This is a genomic window from Roseobacter sp. N2S (genome assembly GCF_031454055.1).
Lineage (GTDB): Bacteria > Pseudomonadota > Alphaproteobacteria > Rhodobacterales > Rhodobacteraceae > Amylibacter.
Genome location: NZ_JAVDQB010000012.1, coordinates 73,583 through 88,701 on the forward strand (window position 1 = coordinate 73,583; position 15,119 = coordinate 88,701).

Annotated in this window: 14 protein-coding genes; 7 read left to right on the forward strand and 7 right to left on the reverse strand. The window is 60.0% G+C overall.

Annotation, left to right across the window (positions count from 1 at the left end; translation table 11 throughout):
• Window positions 1-120: 120 nt before the first annotated feature.
• Genes GGE09_RS20230 through GGE09_RS20250 form a run of 5 tightly spaced genes read right to left on the reverse strand, consistent with a single transcriptional unit; the run spans window position 121 to window position 3,628 of the window.
• Window positions 121-843, reverse strand: coding sequence for a DUF6602 domain-containing protein (locus GGE09_RS20230; RefSeq protein ID WP_309747966.1), 723 nt, complete (start codon window positions 841-843; stop codon window positions 121-123).
• Window positions 844-856: 13 nt separating this feature from the next.
• Entirely contained in the window at window positions 857-1,756 is a 900-nt protein-coding gene (locus GGE09_RS20235; protein ID WP_037275568.1) for a CBASS oligonucleotide cyclase, read from the reverse strand.
• Complete coding sequence (locus tag GGE09_RS20240; protein WP_309747967.1) at window positions 1,753-2,256, reverse strand: HORMA domain containing protein; 504 nt, start codon at window positions 2,254-2,256, stop codon at window positions 1,753-1,755. Before GGE09_RS20240 ends, GGE09_RS20235 begins: the two co-directional genes overlap by 4 nt.
• Complete coding sequence (locus GGE09_RS20245; protein WP_309747968.1) at window positions 2,253-2,723, reverse strand: hypothetical protein; 471 nt, start codon at window positions 2,721-2,723, stop codon at window positions 2,253-2,255. The genes GGE09_RS20240 and GGE09_RS20245 overlap by 4 nt, the downstream gene beginning before the upstream one ends.
• On the reverse strand, window positions 2,723-3,628 hold the full coding sequence (locus tag GGE09_RS20250; RefSeq protein ID WP_309747969.1) for an AAA family ATPase: 906 nt from the start codon (window positions 3,626-3,628) through the stop codon (window positions 2,723-2,725). The genes GGE09_RS20245 and GGE09_RS20250 overlap by 1 nt, the downstream gene beginning before the upstream one ends.
• Before the next feature lie 181 nt (window positions 3,629-3,809).
• Between GGE09_RS20250 and GGE09_RS20255 the strand changes: the two genes are divergently transcribed.
• The 7 genes from GGE09_RS20255 (at window position 3,810) to GGE09_RS20285 (ending at window position 13,111) form a co-directional block, all read left to right on the forward strand.
• On the forward strand, window positions 3,810-4,871 hold the full coding sequence (locus GGE09_RS20255; RefSeq protein ID WP_309747970.1) for an XRE family transcriptional regulator: 1,062 nt from the start codon (window positions 3,810-3,812) through the stop codon (window positions 4,869-4,871).
• Between the two features lie 7 nt (window positions 4,872-4,878).
• Window positions 4,879-5,364, forward strand: a complete 486-nt coding sequence (locus GGE09_RS20260) for a hypothetical protein (protein WP_309747971.1) — start codon at window positions 4,879-4,881, stop codon at window positions 5,362-5,364.
• A gap of 588 nt (window positions 5,365-5,952) precedes the next feature.
• Entirely contained in the window at window positions 5,953-6,882 is a 930-nt protein-coding gene (locus GGE09_RS20265; protein WP_309747972.1) for a DUF2493 domain-containing protein, read from the forward strand.
• 538 nt (window positions 6,883-7,420) lie between these two features.
• On the forward strand, window positions 7,421-7,627 hold the full coding sequence (locus GGE09_RS20270) for a hypothetical protein (protein ID WP_007120662.1): 207 nt from the start codon (window positions 7,421-7,423) through the stop codon (window positions 7,625-7,627).
• A gap of 561 nt (window positions 7,628-8,188) precedes the next feature.
• Window positions 8,189-8,782 carry a transposase gene (locus GGE09_RS20275; RefSeq protein ID WP_309747980.1) on the forward strand — a complete coding sequence of 198 codons (594 nt, stop codon included), beginning with the start codon at window positions 8,189-8,191 and terminating at the stop codon, window positions 8,780-8,782.
• Window positions 8,769-11,102, forward strand: a complete 2,334-nt coding sequence (locus tag GGE09_RS20280) for a relaxase/mobilization nuclease domain-containing protein (RefSeq protein ID WP_309747981.1) — start codon at window positions 8,769-8,771, stop codon at window positions 11,100-11,102. Before GGE09_RS20275 ends, GGE09_RS20280 begins: the two co-directional genes overlap by 14 nt.
• Window positions 11,103-11,110: 8 nt before the next feature.
• Window positions 11,111-13,111: a type IV secretory system conjugative DNA transfer family protein gene (locus GGE09_RS20285; RefSeq protein ID WP_309747982.1), complete on the forward strand. Its 2,001-nt coding sequence runs from the start codon at window positions 11,111-11,113 to the stop codon at window positions 13,109-13,111.
• A 327-nt stretch (window positions 13,112-13,438) separates the two neighbouring features.
• Here the strand turns inward: GGE09_RS20285 and GGE09_RS20290 are convergent, their stop codons facing one another.
• Window positions 13,439-13,945 (reverse strand): hypothetical protein, encoded by a 507-nt coding sequence (locus tag GGE09_RS20290; RefSeq protein WP_009815557.1) that lies wholly within the window; start codon window positions 13,943-13,945, stop codon window positions 13,439-13,441.
• On the reverse strand, window positions 13,942-15,063 hold the full coding sequence (locus tag GGE09_RS20295; RefSeq protein WP_058123664.1) for an XRE family transcriptional regulator: 1,122 nt from the start codon (window positions 15,061-15,063) through the stop codon (window positions 13,942-13,944). Before GGE09_RS20295 ends, GGE09_RS20290 begins: the two co-directional genes overlap by 4 nt.
• Window positions 15,064-15,119 lie beyond the last annotated feature (56 nt).

The following is a 15,119-nucleotide window of genomic DNA, read 5'->3' on the forward strand; positions in this document are numbered from 1 at the left end:
AGCCGTGGGAACACGGTTCCCCTTTTGCCGTGTTTGTTTGGGTCTAAGATCGCTCTACTCTATGAGCAGGGTCTTTCGACGTTGGACGGCATAGCAATACGAAAACGAACTTTGCGGCTACTATTTGGTCAGCCAATCTCCGTAAGCGTCAATATCAATCATTGGTACCGTGCCGCTGAACTGGAGGCGTGAGATCAGCGCAAACAAGAAGGCCGTTGCCGGTTTCGATCCCTCAACAAGGTCATACCCGCCTTCCTCGTCGAACAGAAAATGCCCATGAGAAGCGACACAGCCGATGTCCAGCCTTCTATCATTTTCACCTTCGTCGAGGACCTTTTCGAACGATGCCCCCAAGGGAGGTTTCCACTCGCTCTCGAAAGTCAAAAGCCCGCCGATGATGGGAATGAGTTGTTTTGGTGGGTAGACGCCGCCAGCATGCGGGATTGGTAGGCTGGTCCGATGCAGTCTTCGCACTGATGCGACCTTGTCTTGTGCGTATTTGACAAGATTGGCGTCTGCCGTCTGCTTCGCCTCGAAGACAGCATAAACGCTCTCAGCCGGGACAATGAGTTGGTTTTCGTACGTGAAAATGAAAGGCGAGTATTGGCGGTCAAAAACGACAGCATCAATCTGATCGCTGAAATTCCCTGTACTATCGACCACGTGCGCGCTTGCAACCTGGTATCTCTCAGGAAGATACTGGGCGAACATATCGATCCAAATGGCTTCGCTCGCATCGCCTTTTGTCCCTGGATGCTTGAAAGACTTCCTCGCAGTTGACAACCGGTGCTGAATATCCTCATGCAACGACGATAAAAGTTGTGATAGCGACCATTCAGCCAATGATTTTTTCCTTCTAAGACAGCGGGAATTTTGGTCCGAAGAAAGCGCGCCACGCTTTCAGGGCGTCTCCGTTCTTGCCCTGGCGCGCCAAGTGGATTGCGGCAGCGATTTCGCGGTTTGCCTGATCCAGAATTGTCTGGGCGCGTTTTACCATCGCCGCGTCCATTCGATCGCTAACAGGAGATCCGAGCCCGGCTGGATCTGGCCAATCCTCATGAATTCGGTCGCGCAGCGTAGCGAAGAACGCTTGGATTTCGCGATCGTGTGAGCCGCCCCATCCACCATGTAGACACTCCATCGCCATGACCTCGATCAGAAAGGAGGGCTTGATTGGTTTTTCTCCATGGCGGCTGTTTTGGTTCCAGTACTTCACCATGCGCACTAGGCCCTTCCACTCATTGCCATAGGCTTGATGGGCCGCAACAGCCTTCTGTGCATGGATTTCGGGATTTGTTCCCATCCACTTCCCGGTTGTGTTGTTTGGGATCTCGTAATCGTCTCCCTTTGCGAATGCGGGCACGGCATCCACGCTTACAACCCGGTAATCTGTGTTGTCGTCTGAATCGACGACGACACCAAAGTCCACGCCCACGGAGCGTGCCTGTTTTTTGACGGCGCTGCTTCCATAGACGTCAACCAACGTGTCGTAGAACGCGGTCAGTATCTTGTCAGGGTGTTTGTCTCGATAGTGGTCCTCGTCCTTTCCAAGAACGAAAAAGATATCGACATCCTTGAGTGGTTTCGACTTAGTCCAGCGGGCGTAGCTTCCTGTCAAAAAGCTACGGTCGATCTGAAGGGCTTTGTCCAAGTGCTCGCGAACTTCCTTCTGCCGCTTGGATGCGTTCTGCCGCTCACTTTCGTTCAACTCCATTCGGCTTTTGAACTTCTTGAATGCGTCCGGGAGTGAAATCATGATGCCTGCCTCCAATACGATGCCGTCGCTCCCAGACCATTGTGTTCGATGGTGGAGCCAAGGCTTTGGCGAACCATGCCGTCTGTAGAACGGGCGGTCGTCCGGTACCAACCCGGGACATCAGGTCGTCCAGACTTTGTACGTAGAAGGAGGTCATACTTGGCGCTTGATGGTGCAACGCCAGCTTTGCGAATTGCCCAACGAAGTTGATCGGTGTCCGTCCAGAAGTTTCCATCTCCAGCAGACCAACTGTAGTTCACGTCGATGTCCCAACGCAGGATCAGTTCGTTGGTTGCCGGATCGTATATCTCGAGCGTAATCTTCTCGAGGTCTTCGCTCTCCAACCATGCCTTGATTCCGCGCATGTTGATTTCCGTGTTGTTCACGAAATTCGTCGGGTCCATGCCACTCAGACGAATAATGTCTTTGAGGCTCTTGAGGATGTTATCAGCCACATAGGTGACAGACTGGGTGCGGGAATATGTGATGACCGTTGTCATGGTTTCAACAACCCCTCGAGATCAATTTCGAGCGTAGCACCTTGCGAATTGTTCGCGGTATCTTGCTTCTTGGCTTCGGTTTTGTCGCGGGCCGTGATGCGGTTGCTTTTTTGTTGCAGGGCAGATTGGACCCAACCGAGATCATCGGGTTCACACGGCAGTGAAATCGACCAATCACCTTTCAGCGGGTCAAACGCGAGCACGTCTTCGTTAGCGTCCGACCCATCGATCGCATCGTCATCGTATAAACAGTAGATGCGCGTTTGCGGTCCCGCACAGCTGACAATGATTGGTGAGTTTTCGCAGGCTTTGTCCGCGATTATGCTGCTTGCAATGCCGGCGACACTGCCGAGTTCTTGTTGCGCACCGGTATTTGTCCGGGTGAGCAAGTCGCTGATGGCGGCCCATGTAGCTAAGGCGTCGCGATGCGGAGAGCTTCGGAATGTTCTGCGGGTTACAGTTGCCATCACTTCCCCCGATTTGCTTTTTTGTTGGTTTGGGCGGATTTCGCGGCTGCTGCCAACTGGGACAGTGTTACCGAGCCGGGGTTCAGTGCCACCTGAGTGTTTGAGGCGAGCGCGTTTGCAACGGTTTTTCGGATAGTCCTTCCGTCAAGACCGACGAATTCGCCAGCACAGGTATCGAAGCCACGGTCCCTAGTCAGCCCTTCAATCTCAGGATAGGTGCTGCTTAGCCCCAACAGGCACTCCCGCAATATGGTCTTGCAGGCTTCCTTTCCGGGAAGGGGTACTTCAAGCACCAGATCGCATCGGGAAACGAAGGCATCGTCCACCGCTTCTGGGTAGTTACTGGTCGCCACAAACAGCAGGTTCTTGTGAGATTCTGCCAGCAGGTCGAGCTGAACCAGAACAGCGTCCGTGGCTCGATGAATGTCGACAGGGTTGGCATCGAGGCTGAGTCTGGATCGGTCGACCGCAAGTGTTTCCACTTCATCTAGCAGCACAATCGTCGGGCCTGCATTGGCAAGTTCTGAAAGTGTCTGCGCGAAGAGGTCAGTAACCGCCCGCTGCGTTTTCCCCATGGCGGAACTCGTCAAGCTATGCGCTTCAACCTCGACCAGTTGGAAGTTTCCCCCCTTGAAAGCCGCCGCTGTTCGGTTGGCCAACCCTCGCGCGAGCGACGTTTTGCCCGTCCCGGGTGCGCCAACCAACAGGAGGACGCCATGGAGCGGCAACACGGTTCGGCTCATCTTTGGTCGCATTGTGAAATTCAGCACCGCCTGAGAAAGCAGGCGCTCCTTCATCTCGGCTTCGACGATGATTGAGTCCCAGAGTTCTGCCAGACTCGGGTCCGGCAGTGCCGTGATCTTCTGAATTCCTTTTGGCAGGTCGCCAGCAAACGTTGCGTTCATGGCTGCTTCCTCGGTTCTTTGCCTGTTCAGCGCGTCTTCAGGCGGCTTGGCGGTTTACAAATTTGCCTTCGCTTTGGCTTCGTGTTACAGTTTAGGGACAATCTGCCGCGCTTTCAAGCGTTGAAGTTTACAAAATATTAATAATATGGGTGAAATGTAAACCACCCACTGGGAGGACGTTATGATTGGCAAGCGACTCAAAGGAGCCCGGGCGGCATCTGGCCTCTCGCTTCGTGCACTTTCCGATGCCATGGAGAACAAGGTGTCCGCTCAAGCCGTAGGCAAGTACGAGCGCAATGAAGACATGCCCGGATCGGGCGTGCTGCTAAGTCTTGCCCGAGCACTCGACGTCTCTGTGGATTTCTTGCTCAGCGATGACGAGCTTGAGTTGGAGGGCGTGGAGTTTCGCAAGTCAGCCAGCTCGTCAGCCAAGGAGATCGCGACGATCGAAGCCAAAACGCTCAATATGGTTGAAAAGTACCTAGCTATCGAAAGCTTGCTGAATCTTTCGAGCCAGGAATGGGATGCCCCGCACGAAGCGCCCTACTGGGTGGCCGATGTTCGTGATGCCGAGGACGCGGCTCGCAACATGCGTGCTTCCTGGCAGCTGGGTCACGACCCGATTCCAATGCTTGCCGAACTCTTAGAGGAGCACGGTATCAAGGTGTTGTCTTTGGACGTTGATCGAGTTGATGGGCTTGCGGCGAAAGTCCGTCGAAAAGAGCATCACTCCGCGCGGGTGATCATGATCAAGAAGAAGACCTGGTCTGAGCGGAAGCGCTTCAGTTTAGCTCACGAATTGGGCCACATGGTTCTCAAAGTGGCCGAAAGATGCGATTCAGAACGCGCCGCAAATCGATTTGCTGGTGCGTTCCTCGTTCCGGCAGAAGTGCTACGGCAGGAGATTGGTGCCCGCAGAACGGACATAAGCATTGGTGAGCTCATTAGTCTGAAGGATCGGTTTGGCGTTAGCATTCAAGCGCTGACGTATCGATGCAAGGATTTGGAGATTATCAACCAGGCAACCTTTGCGCGCCTGTTCAAGGTCTATAAGCAACGTGGTTGGAGGGATGAGCCGTTCGAGGAGCCAAATTCCATTCCGTGGGAACGAGAAGAACCTGACCGCTTTCAGAGGTTGTGTTTTCGTGCCCTGTCCGAGGGGTTGATTGGGTTGTCTCGCGCAGCTGAGCTTCTCGAAATACGAGTAAAAGAACTGGAAGAACGGTTGGACCACATGGCATAGTGCCTATGTGCAAGTTCTTGTTTCTGATACCTCCGTCCTGATCGACATTGAAAGAGCCTCGTTGACGGCGAGGCTCTTTGATCTCCCCTATGATTTTGTTGTCCCAGATATTCTTTATGAAGCGGAACTCCTCGACTGGATGGGTCCTGATCTGATCGATCTGGGACTGAGAGTAGAAGAGCTCACGCCAGAAGAAACAGCACGCGCGACAGAGCTGAAGCGGGCGAAAGCTATGTTATCGACGCCAGATGTCTTTGCATTTTGCCTGGCGGCTGGAAGAGATTGGGTTCTCCTTACCGGAGACGGTGCGCTCAGGGCTGAGGCAGAGCGCCAAGAAATCGCGATGCACGGCGTCTTGTGGGTGTTCGATGAGATGGAACGTCACGAGGTTTGTTCGACCGCCCTCCTCAAGTCAGGTCTCGAGGCGGTTCGTGATCATCCGAGATGCAGACTTCCCATTAGGGAAATCAATAGGCGCCTTGCGAGATACTAATTTGTTTATTCGATTCGATGGAAGAAAATTGCTGCGAAGTTCTTCTTCGCTTTAGCCTTCCAGCCTGCTCGGCTTCGCGTGTCGCAGGGGAGAACGGCCCTTTGGTCCGTCGCGCATTCGGCCATGCGGCCTCACCGCGGCGTCGCACCCAGGCCCCCGGTTTGCCCGCCTCGCGAGCACGACCCTCCCCGGCCGCTCCGCCGGATTGCGCTCTGGTCTGTTTTGCGTGGCAAAACGATCCCGGCGCTCCATCCGTCTCCCGCGTCCGGTCGGGCCGTTTGCCTGCTCAGGTCGGGCAAACCTACCGTCAAAACACACACACATGAGCGCGGAAGCATATCCTCCGGATGGCCCCCAAATCAGCCCGCGTCAAGGATCGCAAAACTTTTCGGCGAGGGCGGGGCCTGTGGCGGGTGGCGGTCCTGTGGGTGAGACCGCGCATGTGTCGGGTGCAGCGCTCGGAAAACTTTTGCGCCCGGCAAGCCGGCGGCTGCGCCGTCCCTGACCCGGGCAGATTCGGAAACCAGGCATTCGGCCATGCCCCCACACTCACGTGGTGGCCTTGCAACCGAACACTGGAGACCAGACATGGCTTACGACACCGCAAACACCTACGAGACCATCGAGCTTTTCGGACTGACCGAGAAGGACGCGCAGCTGCCGATCCCGGAAGATCACATCCTGAGCGACCACATCATCCGCGAAAGCTTCGAGTCATTGCTCGGGCAGCTGCGCGGGACCGGGCTTGAAGCCGAAATCGAACCGCTGGCCCATGGGCTCGCGACGATCCTGCAGCGCCGCAAGGTGGCGCTTGGCAAGGAGGTCGACCGCACCGCTGACAAGATCGGCGCGCTGGCAAAATCCCACGACGGATCGGAGATCGCCGAGACCGCGCTCGAAGAGGCGCAGGCGCGCTTTCTGCAGCTGCGCGAGATCGTCAGCGCCATCGAGGTGATGAGCGAGGCGGCGGCGGAATGCTACGAGATCGAGACGGGCCACGCCTTCATCCCGGCAGCCGGGTCGCGCGCAAGCGTCCGGGCGCAAGAGACCGGGGCGGTCTTCGAGGCGCGGCAGCTCCTCGAGCAGCACGACCGTGAAACCGCCGAGAAGTCGAAAGTCGAGGGGGTGCCCCTGATCGTCTCAGGCGCCACCGACTGGACCGATGTCGATGTGATCTTCAACACGCTCGATAAGGTTCGCGAACGGATCAAGCAGAACCGCAATCAGGAGATCTTCCTCTGCCATAAGGGTGGCAAGCACGGGGCGGAGATGATTGCGGCTCGGTGGGCCCGGGCACGCGGGGTCGCGCAGGCGCGCTTCGATCCGCGCTGGTCCGCGCACGGGCGGGCGGCACCGTTCAAGTGCAACGACGAGATGCTGGACGACAAGTTCGCGGCGACGGGGGTTGTGCTCTTCGGCGGCAACGGGGTCGCGCTGAACCTCGGGCAGAAGGCGGAAGCGAAAGGCCTGACGGTCATGCGGGTTGCGGACCCGGCGAAGAAGGCGTCGCAGGAGTGAAGAGAGGGGGTCGCGCTTGGCGCGGCCCTTTCGTCATGTCTCATGGCGCGTGCGGCCGGTTACGCAAGATCGACAGGCTGCGCCGTCCAGTACCGTCATCCCTCTACCCGGTCCGTCAGAGTACGGCCCATCCGCATCGGTACGGGCTGGGGATGGTGCGCACCTCACGCGCGTCGCCAGCAGCGCAAGACGCGAGGGCTGAAGACGTTTCGCTTGAGGCTGAAGACCTGCACGTCCCTTGGGTGGTGTTGCGGAACATCGCACCCACGCTTGCGGGCTCCGTCAGCACCCCGGCCAGGCTTGGCGGGACGAGGACGCGGATGGTGGCGGCTGCGTGATGGCAAGGGTCATCCGGATCACTCCTTTTTGCTCATAGATGTGGATCGCACGGGGTCGGCCCGTCCGTGCCCTCAGCTCACGCTTCGGCAAGCACAAATACGGCTTCCACGGCTGGCCGCGGACCCTCCGCATTTGCGCATGCGGCCGGGCCTCTTGCCCCCGTGCCGGGTGATCCCCATCGCAACAAGGAGTAACCCAAATGACCAACCACTACGTCGCCACCGTCCCCGTCAAGTTCACCGATACCGATGGCCAGGAGCGCACCCGTTTTCAACGCGTGGGTGCGATGTTCCGCAACACCCGCAACGGGGATGGCTCGGAGTTCTTCAGCCTCAAGCTCGACTTTCCCGTCGCGGTCTCGGAGCTGGTGATGTTCCCACCGAGCGCGAAGGATCCCCAGGACTGAATCCTCTGACGAGGATGGGCCGCCCCAGGACGATCCGGGGGCGGCCCGATCCCTGTTCCAGGGATGCCAGTTCCGGCGCGGGTGATCGCCGGTAGCGACCTCTCCTTGGTGCCGGTCGCTGCGCGATCAAGGGACCGACTCCCCCCGGAATGATCAGGCCGCGACAGACCGGCCAGTCAGCCTCAAGGGGGCCATCCACAAAAACCTATCGGCCAGGGCCTCCCGGTTTTTGCGGCAGAGATTTGGGCCCCCAAATCTGGCCCTCCTTGACCCTGCCTGTCCGCCCTGTCGGAAGAGTTTGCGCCCGCCCGCGTTTCCGTCCGAACACATGCGTGTTCGGTCAGACCCTCGGGCGGTGTTGGGGAAGGGGACCCCTAGGACAGGTGTCGCCCGGTGGTGAGGGCGGCAGAGCCGCGCCCCTGCGGGTCGCGGGGGAAGCGGACACCAAGGCTGCCTGAGACTGAATGCGACGTAAGTATATAATTGACAGCGTGGTATATTATCGTAAGGTAGGGGCAGCCTTGGTGGAAGGTGGCAGGAAATAGGGGGTCTTTCTTCCGCATGTCCCGAACAAAACGCCTGACAGAGATCGAGAAGATGCAGATCGTCCGCGAGGCCGCGGAGGGTGTGTCGACGTCCGAGCTGGCCGAGCGTTTCGAGGTCACATCGCGGGCCGTGCGCTACGTCTTGAAAGCCGATGCCGAGCGCCAGACGGATGCTGCAATTCCGGTCTCAGCGGTCAGTGTGAAGGTCACGGCTGCGGAGCTTGCGGCGCTCGACGCGGTGTTGGCGAAGGCGGGGATCGAGAGCCGGGCCGAGGGGCTGCGGCGGCTGATCCAGGCGGCGGGTGGGGTGTTCGTTCCGGACGCGCAGATGGCAGCAGAGATGGCGCGCTACCGCGCCTCTCTGCACGAGGTTGGCAATGGGGTCGCGCAGATCGCCAAGCAGATGACGCGGGCCAATCGGATGGGGCAGGGGGCTGATGGTGGCACGAGTGCAGAGTTCACCGAATTGCGCCTTGCGCAGATGCGCGGGCTGGCGCGGTTCATCCTGGATTCCGCTGACGAGATCGACCTGCTCCTGCGCCGCCGTCGGGACGCAATGCAGCTGCAGGCCACGGCGGCGCTGAGGGAGTTTGCGCATGCGGCTGAATGATGCCGTCCATGCCGTCACGGGCGAGGTCTTCCGGGATGGCTGGAGCCGCGTCCGGGGCTCGATGCAGGGGCTGCACGTGGCCAAGCAGACCCAGCTTACGCGCGCGGCAGCAGGGCATCGGCCGGCGGTCTTCAAGGCAATCCGGGGCGGGGGTACGCATACTAAATCGCAGTTCGCAAACCAGCTCGATTACCTCACCACCAAGTCCACCCATATCGTCGACAGTAGCGGGTTTCTGGATGGCAAGGCGAAGCTCGAGGGCAAGGACATCAAGGATCTGACCGAGCGCTTTGCGAAGCGGTGGGATGCGGGCTTCAAGCCCAAGCTGGGCCAGACGACCCATATGCTCATGTCCTTCCCCATCGGCACGCGCGGCGAGGATGTGCGCGACATCGCGACGGATGTGGCCGAGCGGTTCTTCCAGACCGACGCGGGGCATTTCGACTACATCATCGCGGTGCATGAGGACCGCGATCACCCGCATGCGCATCTGGTGCTGAACCGCCGCTCGCAAGAAGGCGAGTTCTTCTTCCTCGGCCGCAATCACCGCTTCAACTATGACGACTTCCGCCTGGCCATGGTCGAGGAGGCGGAGAAGTATGGCGTGCGGCTGGAGGCCACGCGCCGCGTTGATCGCGGTGTCGTGCATTACCCGGCCCGCACCAGCGAGGTCTATGCCGCGAAAGACGAGGGCCGCGCGCCCCGCGAGCGGGAACGCGTTGGGACCGACCTAACCCGGACGCTGGCCGAGATCGCCAACACCAGAACAATCTACCATTCGCTTGCCGCAGAGGCCTCCCGGGAGGCCCGGGAAGACATCGCCGCAGCACTCTTCCGCGCGGGCGAGGTGCTCGCGCATGGCGGACAGGTGGACCGAACAGGAGATGTGTATATGGCCGAGGATCAAAGCTTCGAGGATCTCAGAAGCCTCTATGCGGAAAAGCTCGCGCGAGTGCAGGGCATGATCGCCGAGAAGTCTGACGCGGAACGTCCCGTGCTGGAAAGACGCCTCATCGAGATCCAGACGCAGGTCCAGCACATGCAGCCTCTCGGTTTGCGATCATCCACGCTGTCAGAGACCCCCTCGGAGGGCGGGATCTATTCCGAGGCCAATATTGACGCCAGCCAGCGCGAGCGACTGGCCGAGCCCGACTTGAGATCGCGCATTGACGTAGCACTACGGGGCACGGGCATCAGCACATCGGAAGTGGTGGCCCGGATCGAGACGGGCGCCTCAAATGCAGCGCTCGAGCATCAATGGATCGCCAATGATCTCTCCAAAGTGGCTGAGGCGCGGGATCTGAACCTCGAACGCCGCGCCGATCTGGAACAGGCGCGAGACATTCTCAACGATGTGCATGTCGCGCTTGGCACGCTCTTGGAACGGGAGAACGTGCTGCGCCGGGATGGTGTCGTGGAAGCGGAACCGATCAGCGAGCGGTTCCATTATCACCGGGACGCGGTCCGGGCGATGGAAGGGACAATCCGTCAGGAGATGCGCGCAGACGGCCTGACCCCGCAGCAGATCGAGGATCGGGATTGGGAGGTTGTCTCGCGGGCGGAGCGCCGGATCGAGACCGAGCAGCGCGCGTATCTCGCAGCACACCCGGATCTGCTCGCACGACCAGGCGATGTGATCGACCGGTCTGAACCCTACAAGGAGACCATCACCAATGCTGCCCGCGCCAGCGAGATCACCAGCGAGGTCGACCGGATCATGGAGGCGCGCGACCTCCGCACGCCCGTTGCAGATGCTGTCACGAATGAATTCAGGGAGCGCTATCCGGACATGCCGTCCCACCTCGCCCGCGGGCTTGGCGCGACCTATGCGGCCGTCGTCGAGATCCGTGACACGGAGGCCATCAATCAGGTCCGCCGCGAAAACGAGATGCGCGAGGGGCTTGGGTCTGGCACGCGCGACGCACTCCTCGCAGCCCGCGGTGAAACTGCTTCGCAGTCTGGCCGTACCGACCGCCTCGCAGACGAGTTTGCGCGTGTCCTGGACCATGAGCGGGCGGGGGAGTTGTCCGCGCCCTTCGAGACCGAAGCGGAGCGGGACGCCTTCCGTGGCGAGATCGCGCGGGTGCTGGACGTTCGCCAACGCGATCGGCTCACATCCGGCGATGCCGATGCGCTGGAAAAGGTTCTCGAGGACCGTCTCGACCGGCTCTATGTCGCCAAGGTCTATCTGCAATCTGATGCCGCGACGGCCAACACGGAGGCCTTGCGCCAGGTGGTCGATGATCTTGCAGACACCGAATACGAAAAACACCGCGCGACAGACGTGGATGGCGAGACCGAGCGGGGTCAGGTCCATTGAGCGCCTCCATGGGAAAAGCGCGGATCGCCACGGGCGTCCTGCTGGTGACGCTTGTGACCGGGGCCATGGGCTATACCATCGCCTCGGCGGTGCTGACCTACCAGGATCTCGGCTTCGGGGCCGAGATCGACTTTGCCTATATCGCGCAGAACTATCTGGCGATCCTGGACCGCCGCCCGGAGGACGCCCAACTTATTCACTTGATCGTCGGCAGCTTCGCCGCCGCCGGCCTGATGCTGAGCCTCGCCCTGTCGGGGTCCGCCCTGACACGCTTTGGCCAGACCCATTGGCAAACCGCGCGCGAGATGAAGGCCAACGAATTCTTCGGGGCGCCCGGGACCGGGTTCATCCTCGGCAAGCTGGGGCCGCCGGGCTCCCGGGCCAACTACATCTGCTCGAAGGTCTTCCCCCACGCGCTGATCGTGGCCCCCACGGGCCGCGGCAAGACCACGGGCTTCGTCATTCCGAACCTGTTGACCTGGCAAGGCTCCGCCGTGACGCTCGATGTGAAGGGCGAGTGTTTCGAGGCAACGGCCCGGCACCGCGCAGCCCAGGGCGACAAGGTGTATCGCTTTGCCCCCACCGATTGGGAGGGCAAGCGCACGCATCGCTACAACCCGCTCTTGCGCATCTATCAACTGAAAGATTCCGCGCGCCAGCAGATGGAACTGCAGCTCCTGGCGACGCTGTTCCTGCAGAGCGACAATGACCGGGTGCAGGGCCTCCTCAAGGGCGGGATCGATCTCTTCGTGGCGGCAGGCTTGTTGGCCTTCCAGCGCAAGCGCCCCACCTTGGGCGAGATCTACCGCATCGCGGCCTCGGGTGGGAACAAGCAGAAGGAATACTTCGCGCGGGGGCACGAGGTCGACAACAGGGCAGCCAAACTGATCTTCACGCGGCTCGCTTCGACCAATAACGATACGCTGACCTCTTACGTCTCGCTCCTGATGACATCGGGGCTCGATCAATGGCAGAACCCGGCCATCGATGAGGCGACGGCGGTGTCGGACTTTGACTTCCGGACGATCCGCAAGAAGCCCTTTTCGGTCTATCTCGTCGTACAGCCGCTGATGGTGAAGCCGCTGGCGCCACTGATCCGCCTCTTCTTCTCTGATCTCCTCTCCGCCATGCAGGAAAAGGATCCCGGGCCTGACGAGCCTTGGCCCGTGATGATCATGCTCGACGAGTTCAATCGCCTCGGCAAAATGCCCATCGTGGTCGAGAGCATCGAGACCCTGCGTACCTATCGCGGTCACCTGGCCGTTGTCACGCAAACGATCCCCGCCCTCGATGAAATCTATGGCGAGAACACCCGCCGTGCGCTGCAGGGCAACGCGGGCGTGAAGCTCTACCTGACGCCTTCGGATGAAAAAACCGTCGAAGAGCTGAGCAAGGCGGTTGGCAAGACCACGAAGACCGTCATCACGCGCTCCCAGTCCATCGGCAAGAACCCCTTTGAAGGGCGCAGCCAATCCACACGGACTGAAGAAAGCTCGCTGTTGCCCGAAGATGAGGCCCGCCGCCTGCCGCTCGACGAGATCGTCATGGTGATCGATGCCCAGATGCCGGTCCGGGCGAAGCGGATCCAGTATTTTGATGATCGGCTGTTCAAGGCGATCCATGCGGCGCAGACGGGGGAGTTGCCGTTTCCGAAGCCGGGGGGAGGGGGATCGCAAGGCACGCTGCCGCTGAGTGTGCGCGCGATGCCGATGACACCGCCGTCGAACGGGTCAGGTGGGTCTGACGCCGTTGTGGAGACCACAGGCCAAGAAGCGGGCAGTCAAACGTCAGGGCAAACTGACGCCTCCCCAAAAAAAACCGCGCCTGTCGTTCAAGCCGTTATCGCCGAAGAACAGCGACAGATGGAGATGGATTTTGAGGGTCAGGTCGCCGATGCGGAGGCCGAGAGCGTCATTAATGAGGCGCAGATGCGCTCCGCCGTCGATGGATTGGATGAAATGGAAGCGATGCTGCGAGAGGACGGTGGTGAAAAGTTGATAGCTCGATAGGGTGGCGGGCATGGCGACCTGCGCGTAGCTTCCGTAACGCTGAATGTCACAAACGATGGATATCGGTGAAAAACTCCGCCTATTGCTTTGGGGTCTACGAAAACGGAAACATCGTTCCCGCATCGCTTCGCAATCGTCTGATTTTCGGAGTTTTTTCGGCTGAGCTGGAACAGTTTCCTACGAAGTTGCTTCCAAGGATAGGCGGGTCGAGTTTTTCACCGATATCGATGCTTTTTGACGCCGAAAAAAGGGGCTGGTTTGCATGACCGTTCGATCTTTCGCTCGGAACGTCGTGGGCAGGGTCCAGCCATCTCCACCTTGTTCAGATTATGCCCCGAGACGGCGCAGCCGCTTGTCGATCTCGGCGGGGGGTAGGAAGACCGCCTCATCCGCCCGCCAGATTTGCAGGGCGGAGACAAGAAGCCCGACATCGCAGGCTTCGGCGGCGTGCAGCTCGTCGATGATCCAGAGGACGCCATGAACGCGCACCGCGCGAGCGGTGGCGACCTTGCGTAGAAGGTTGTCGCCGGTCAGGAGGATGCCGTTTTCCTGGCAGGTTGTCGTCACGAGGGCGAAGCAATCATTGGCCGACAGGCGGCTATGTTCCCGCTTTAGAGCGAAAACCCGCGCGACTTCTTCCCCCGGCAGATCGTAGGTGGCGAGGCCACCGTCTTCGAGCATCCGCCATTCCTGCGCCGTGAAATCGAGCAGCTCCTCCTCACGGATGGGCAGGGGCACGATGAAGCGATAGGGCAGCCGCAGCAGGACGTGCAGCAACTCTCCCTTCTTCAAGTCGATCAGACAGGACGCATCATTGACGACAACACAGGTCACTGGTCACGAGGCCCCCTGATGTCGCGTTCGACAACGCTCAAGGGGAGCCCGAGCATCTGCGCCGCCCGCACGGGGGAAATCATCTCCTCGCCGAGCGCGCGCCAGACGAGGCGCTCGAAGCGCTGCGGCTTCTCGAAGGCCGCAAAGCCCTCGCCTGGACCGATAGGCTCCGGCTCCTCGCGCCGCCAGCTTCGCGCATAGGTCTTGAACGCATATTCCACAGCGCTCTTCGACAGGATGCCCACCTGGCCGAGCCGCACGAGCATCGCGGCGGCGGAGACGCCATAGGTGCGCTTGAGCCGCATGATCTCTATCCAGGTCATGCCGTGACGGTTTCGGCCAGCTTCCTCTTCCAGATGCTCACGCGGAATGAGGAACGCCCCCGCGAAGCGGTGCATCGAGGGCTCCTTTTTCAGTGCGGCATTGCCGGTTTCGGTGATGATCCGGTGCGCGAGTTCGTGGGCGAGGTTGAAGCGCTTGCGTTCGACATTGGTGTGCCGCGAGACGACGATCACCTCAGTCGGTGCGCCCTCCGCCCGTTCGACATGACAGGCCAGCCCGTTGATGCGTTCCGGGAGATCGGCCTCGATGACCTTGAGTCCCTTGTCTTCGAGCAGGGCGGTCATACTCGGGATCGGGTCGATCCCAAGCTGCCACTCGCGCCGCACGTCCCGCGCCTTGGCGTCGATGGCTTCTTCATCGGCCACCATGTCCACGCGCAGCGCGGCGAAGGGGTCTTCAGCGGGGTGCATATCGAGGATGTCCTCGATGGCGAGATAGTCTTCGAGCTTCTCGATGACGATGGATTCCGCCATCGCGCGATCCTGCGCCGAGGCGGTCGAGTTCTTTCGCCACTCGACGCTTTCCAGAGCTTCGACCTGACCGCCGAGCAGGAAGTCCAGTGACACGCCGAGCGCCTTGCCGAGGCCGACCAGCACAGACGAGGACGGCATCATCTTGTCCGCCTCGTATTTGCTGATGGCCTGCGCTGACACGCTTGGGGTTACGCGCTCCGCGAGCGCTTGCATGGATAGACCCGCCCGCTTGCGGGCAAGCCTGAGTCTTTGTCCGAACATGATCCTCTCCCGGCGGTTATTGTTGTGGTTGATAAACGCCATTTCTTCCTGTATATTTAAACACAAGGTTGTCGCATCGTCAACCGAAATCGACACGT

Bases quoted from the DNA above. Each gene is read 5' to 3' on its own strand.
- GGE09_RS20270 (WP_007120662.1), top strand. From the start codon at position 7,421: ATGACCAACCACTACGTCGCCACCGTCCCCGTCAAGTTCACCGATACC.
- GGE09_RS20275 (WP_309747980.1), top strand. From the start codon at position 8,189: ATGTCCCGAACAAAACGCCTGACAGAGATCGAGAAGATGCAGATCGTC.
- GGE09_RS20245 (WP_309747968.1), bottom strand. From the start codon at position 2,723: ATGGCAACTGTAACCCGCAGAACATTCCGAAGCTCTCCGCATCGCGAC.
- GGE09_RS20265 (WP_309747972.1), top strand. From the start codon at position 5,953: ATGGCTTACGACACCGCAAACACCTACGAGACCATCGAGCTTTTCGGA.
- GGE09_RS20235 (WP_037275568.1), bottom strand. From the start codon at position 1,756: ATGATTTCACTCCCGGACGCATTCAAGAAGTTCAAAAGCCGAATGGAG.
- GGE09_RS20295 (WP_058123664.1), bottom strand. From the start codon at position 15,063: ATGGCGTTTATCAACCACAACAATAACCGCCGGGAGAGGATCATGTTC.
- GGE09_RS20240 (WP_309747967.1), bottom strand. From the start codon at position 2,256: ATGACAACGGTCATCACATATTCCCGCACCCAGTCTGTCACCTATGTG.
- GGE09_RS20255 (WP_309747970.1), top strand. From the start codon at position 3,810: ATGATTGGCAAGCGACTCAAAGGAGCCCGGGCGGCATCTGGCCTCTCG.
- GGE09_RS20285 (WP_309747982.1), top strand. From the start codon at position 11,111: ATGGGAAAAGCGCGGATCGCCACGGGCGTCCTGCTGGTGACGCTTGTG.
- GGE09_RS20280 (WP_309747981.1), top strand. From the start codon at position 8,769: ATGCGGCTGAATGATGCCGTCCATGCCGTCACGGGCGAGGTCTTCCGG.
- GGE09_RS20250 (WP_309747969.1), bottom strand. From the start codon at position 3,628: ATGAACGCAACGTTTGCTGGCGACCTGCCAAAAGGAATTCAGAAGATC.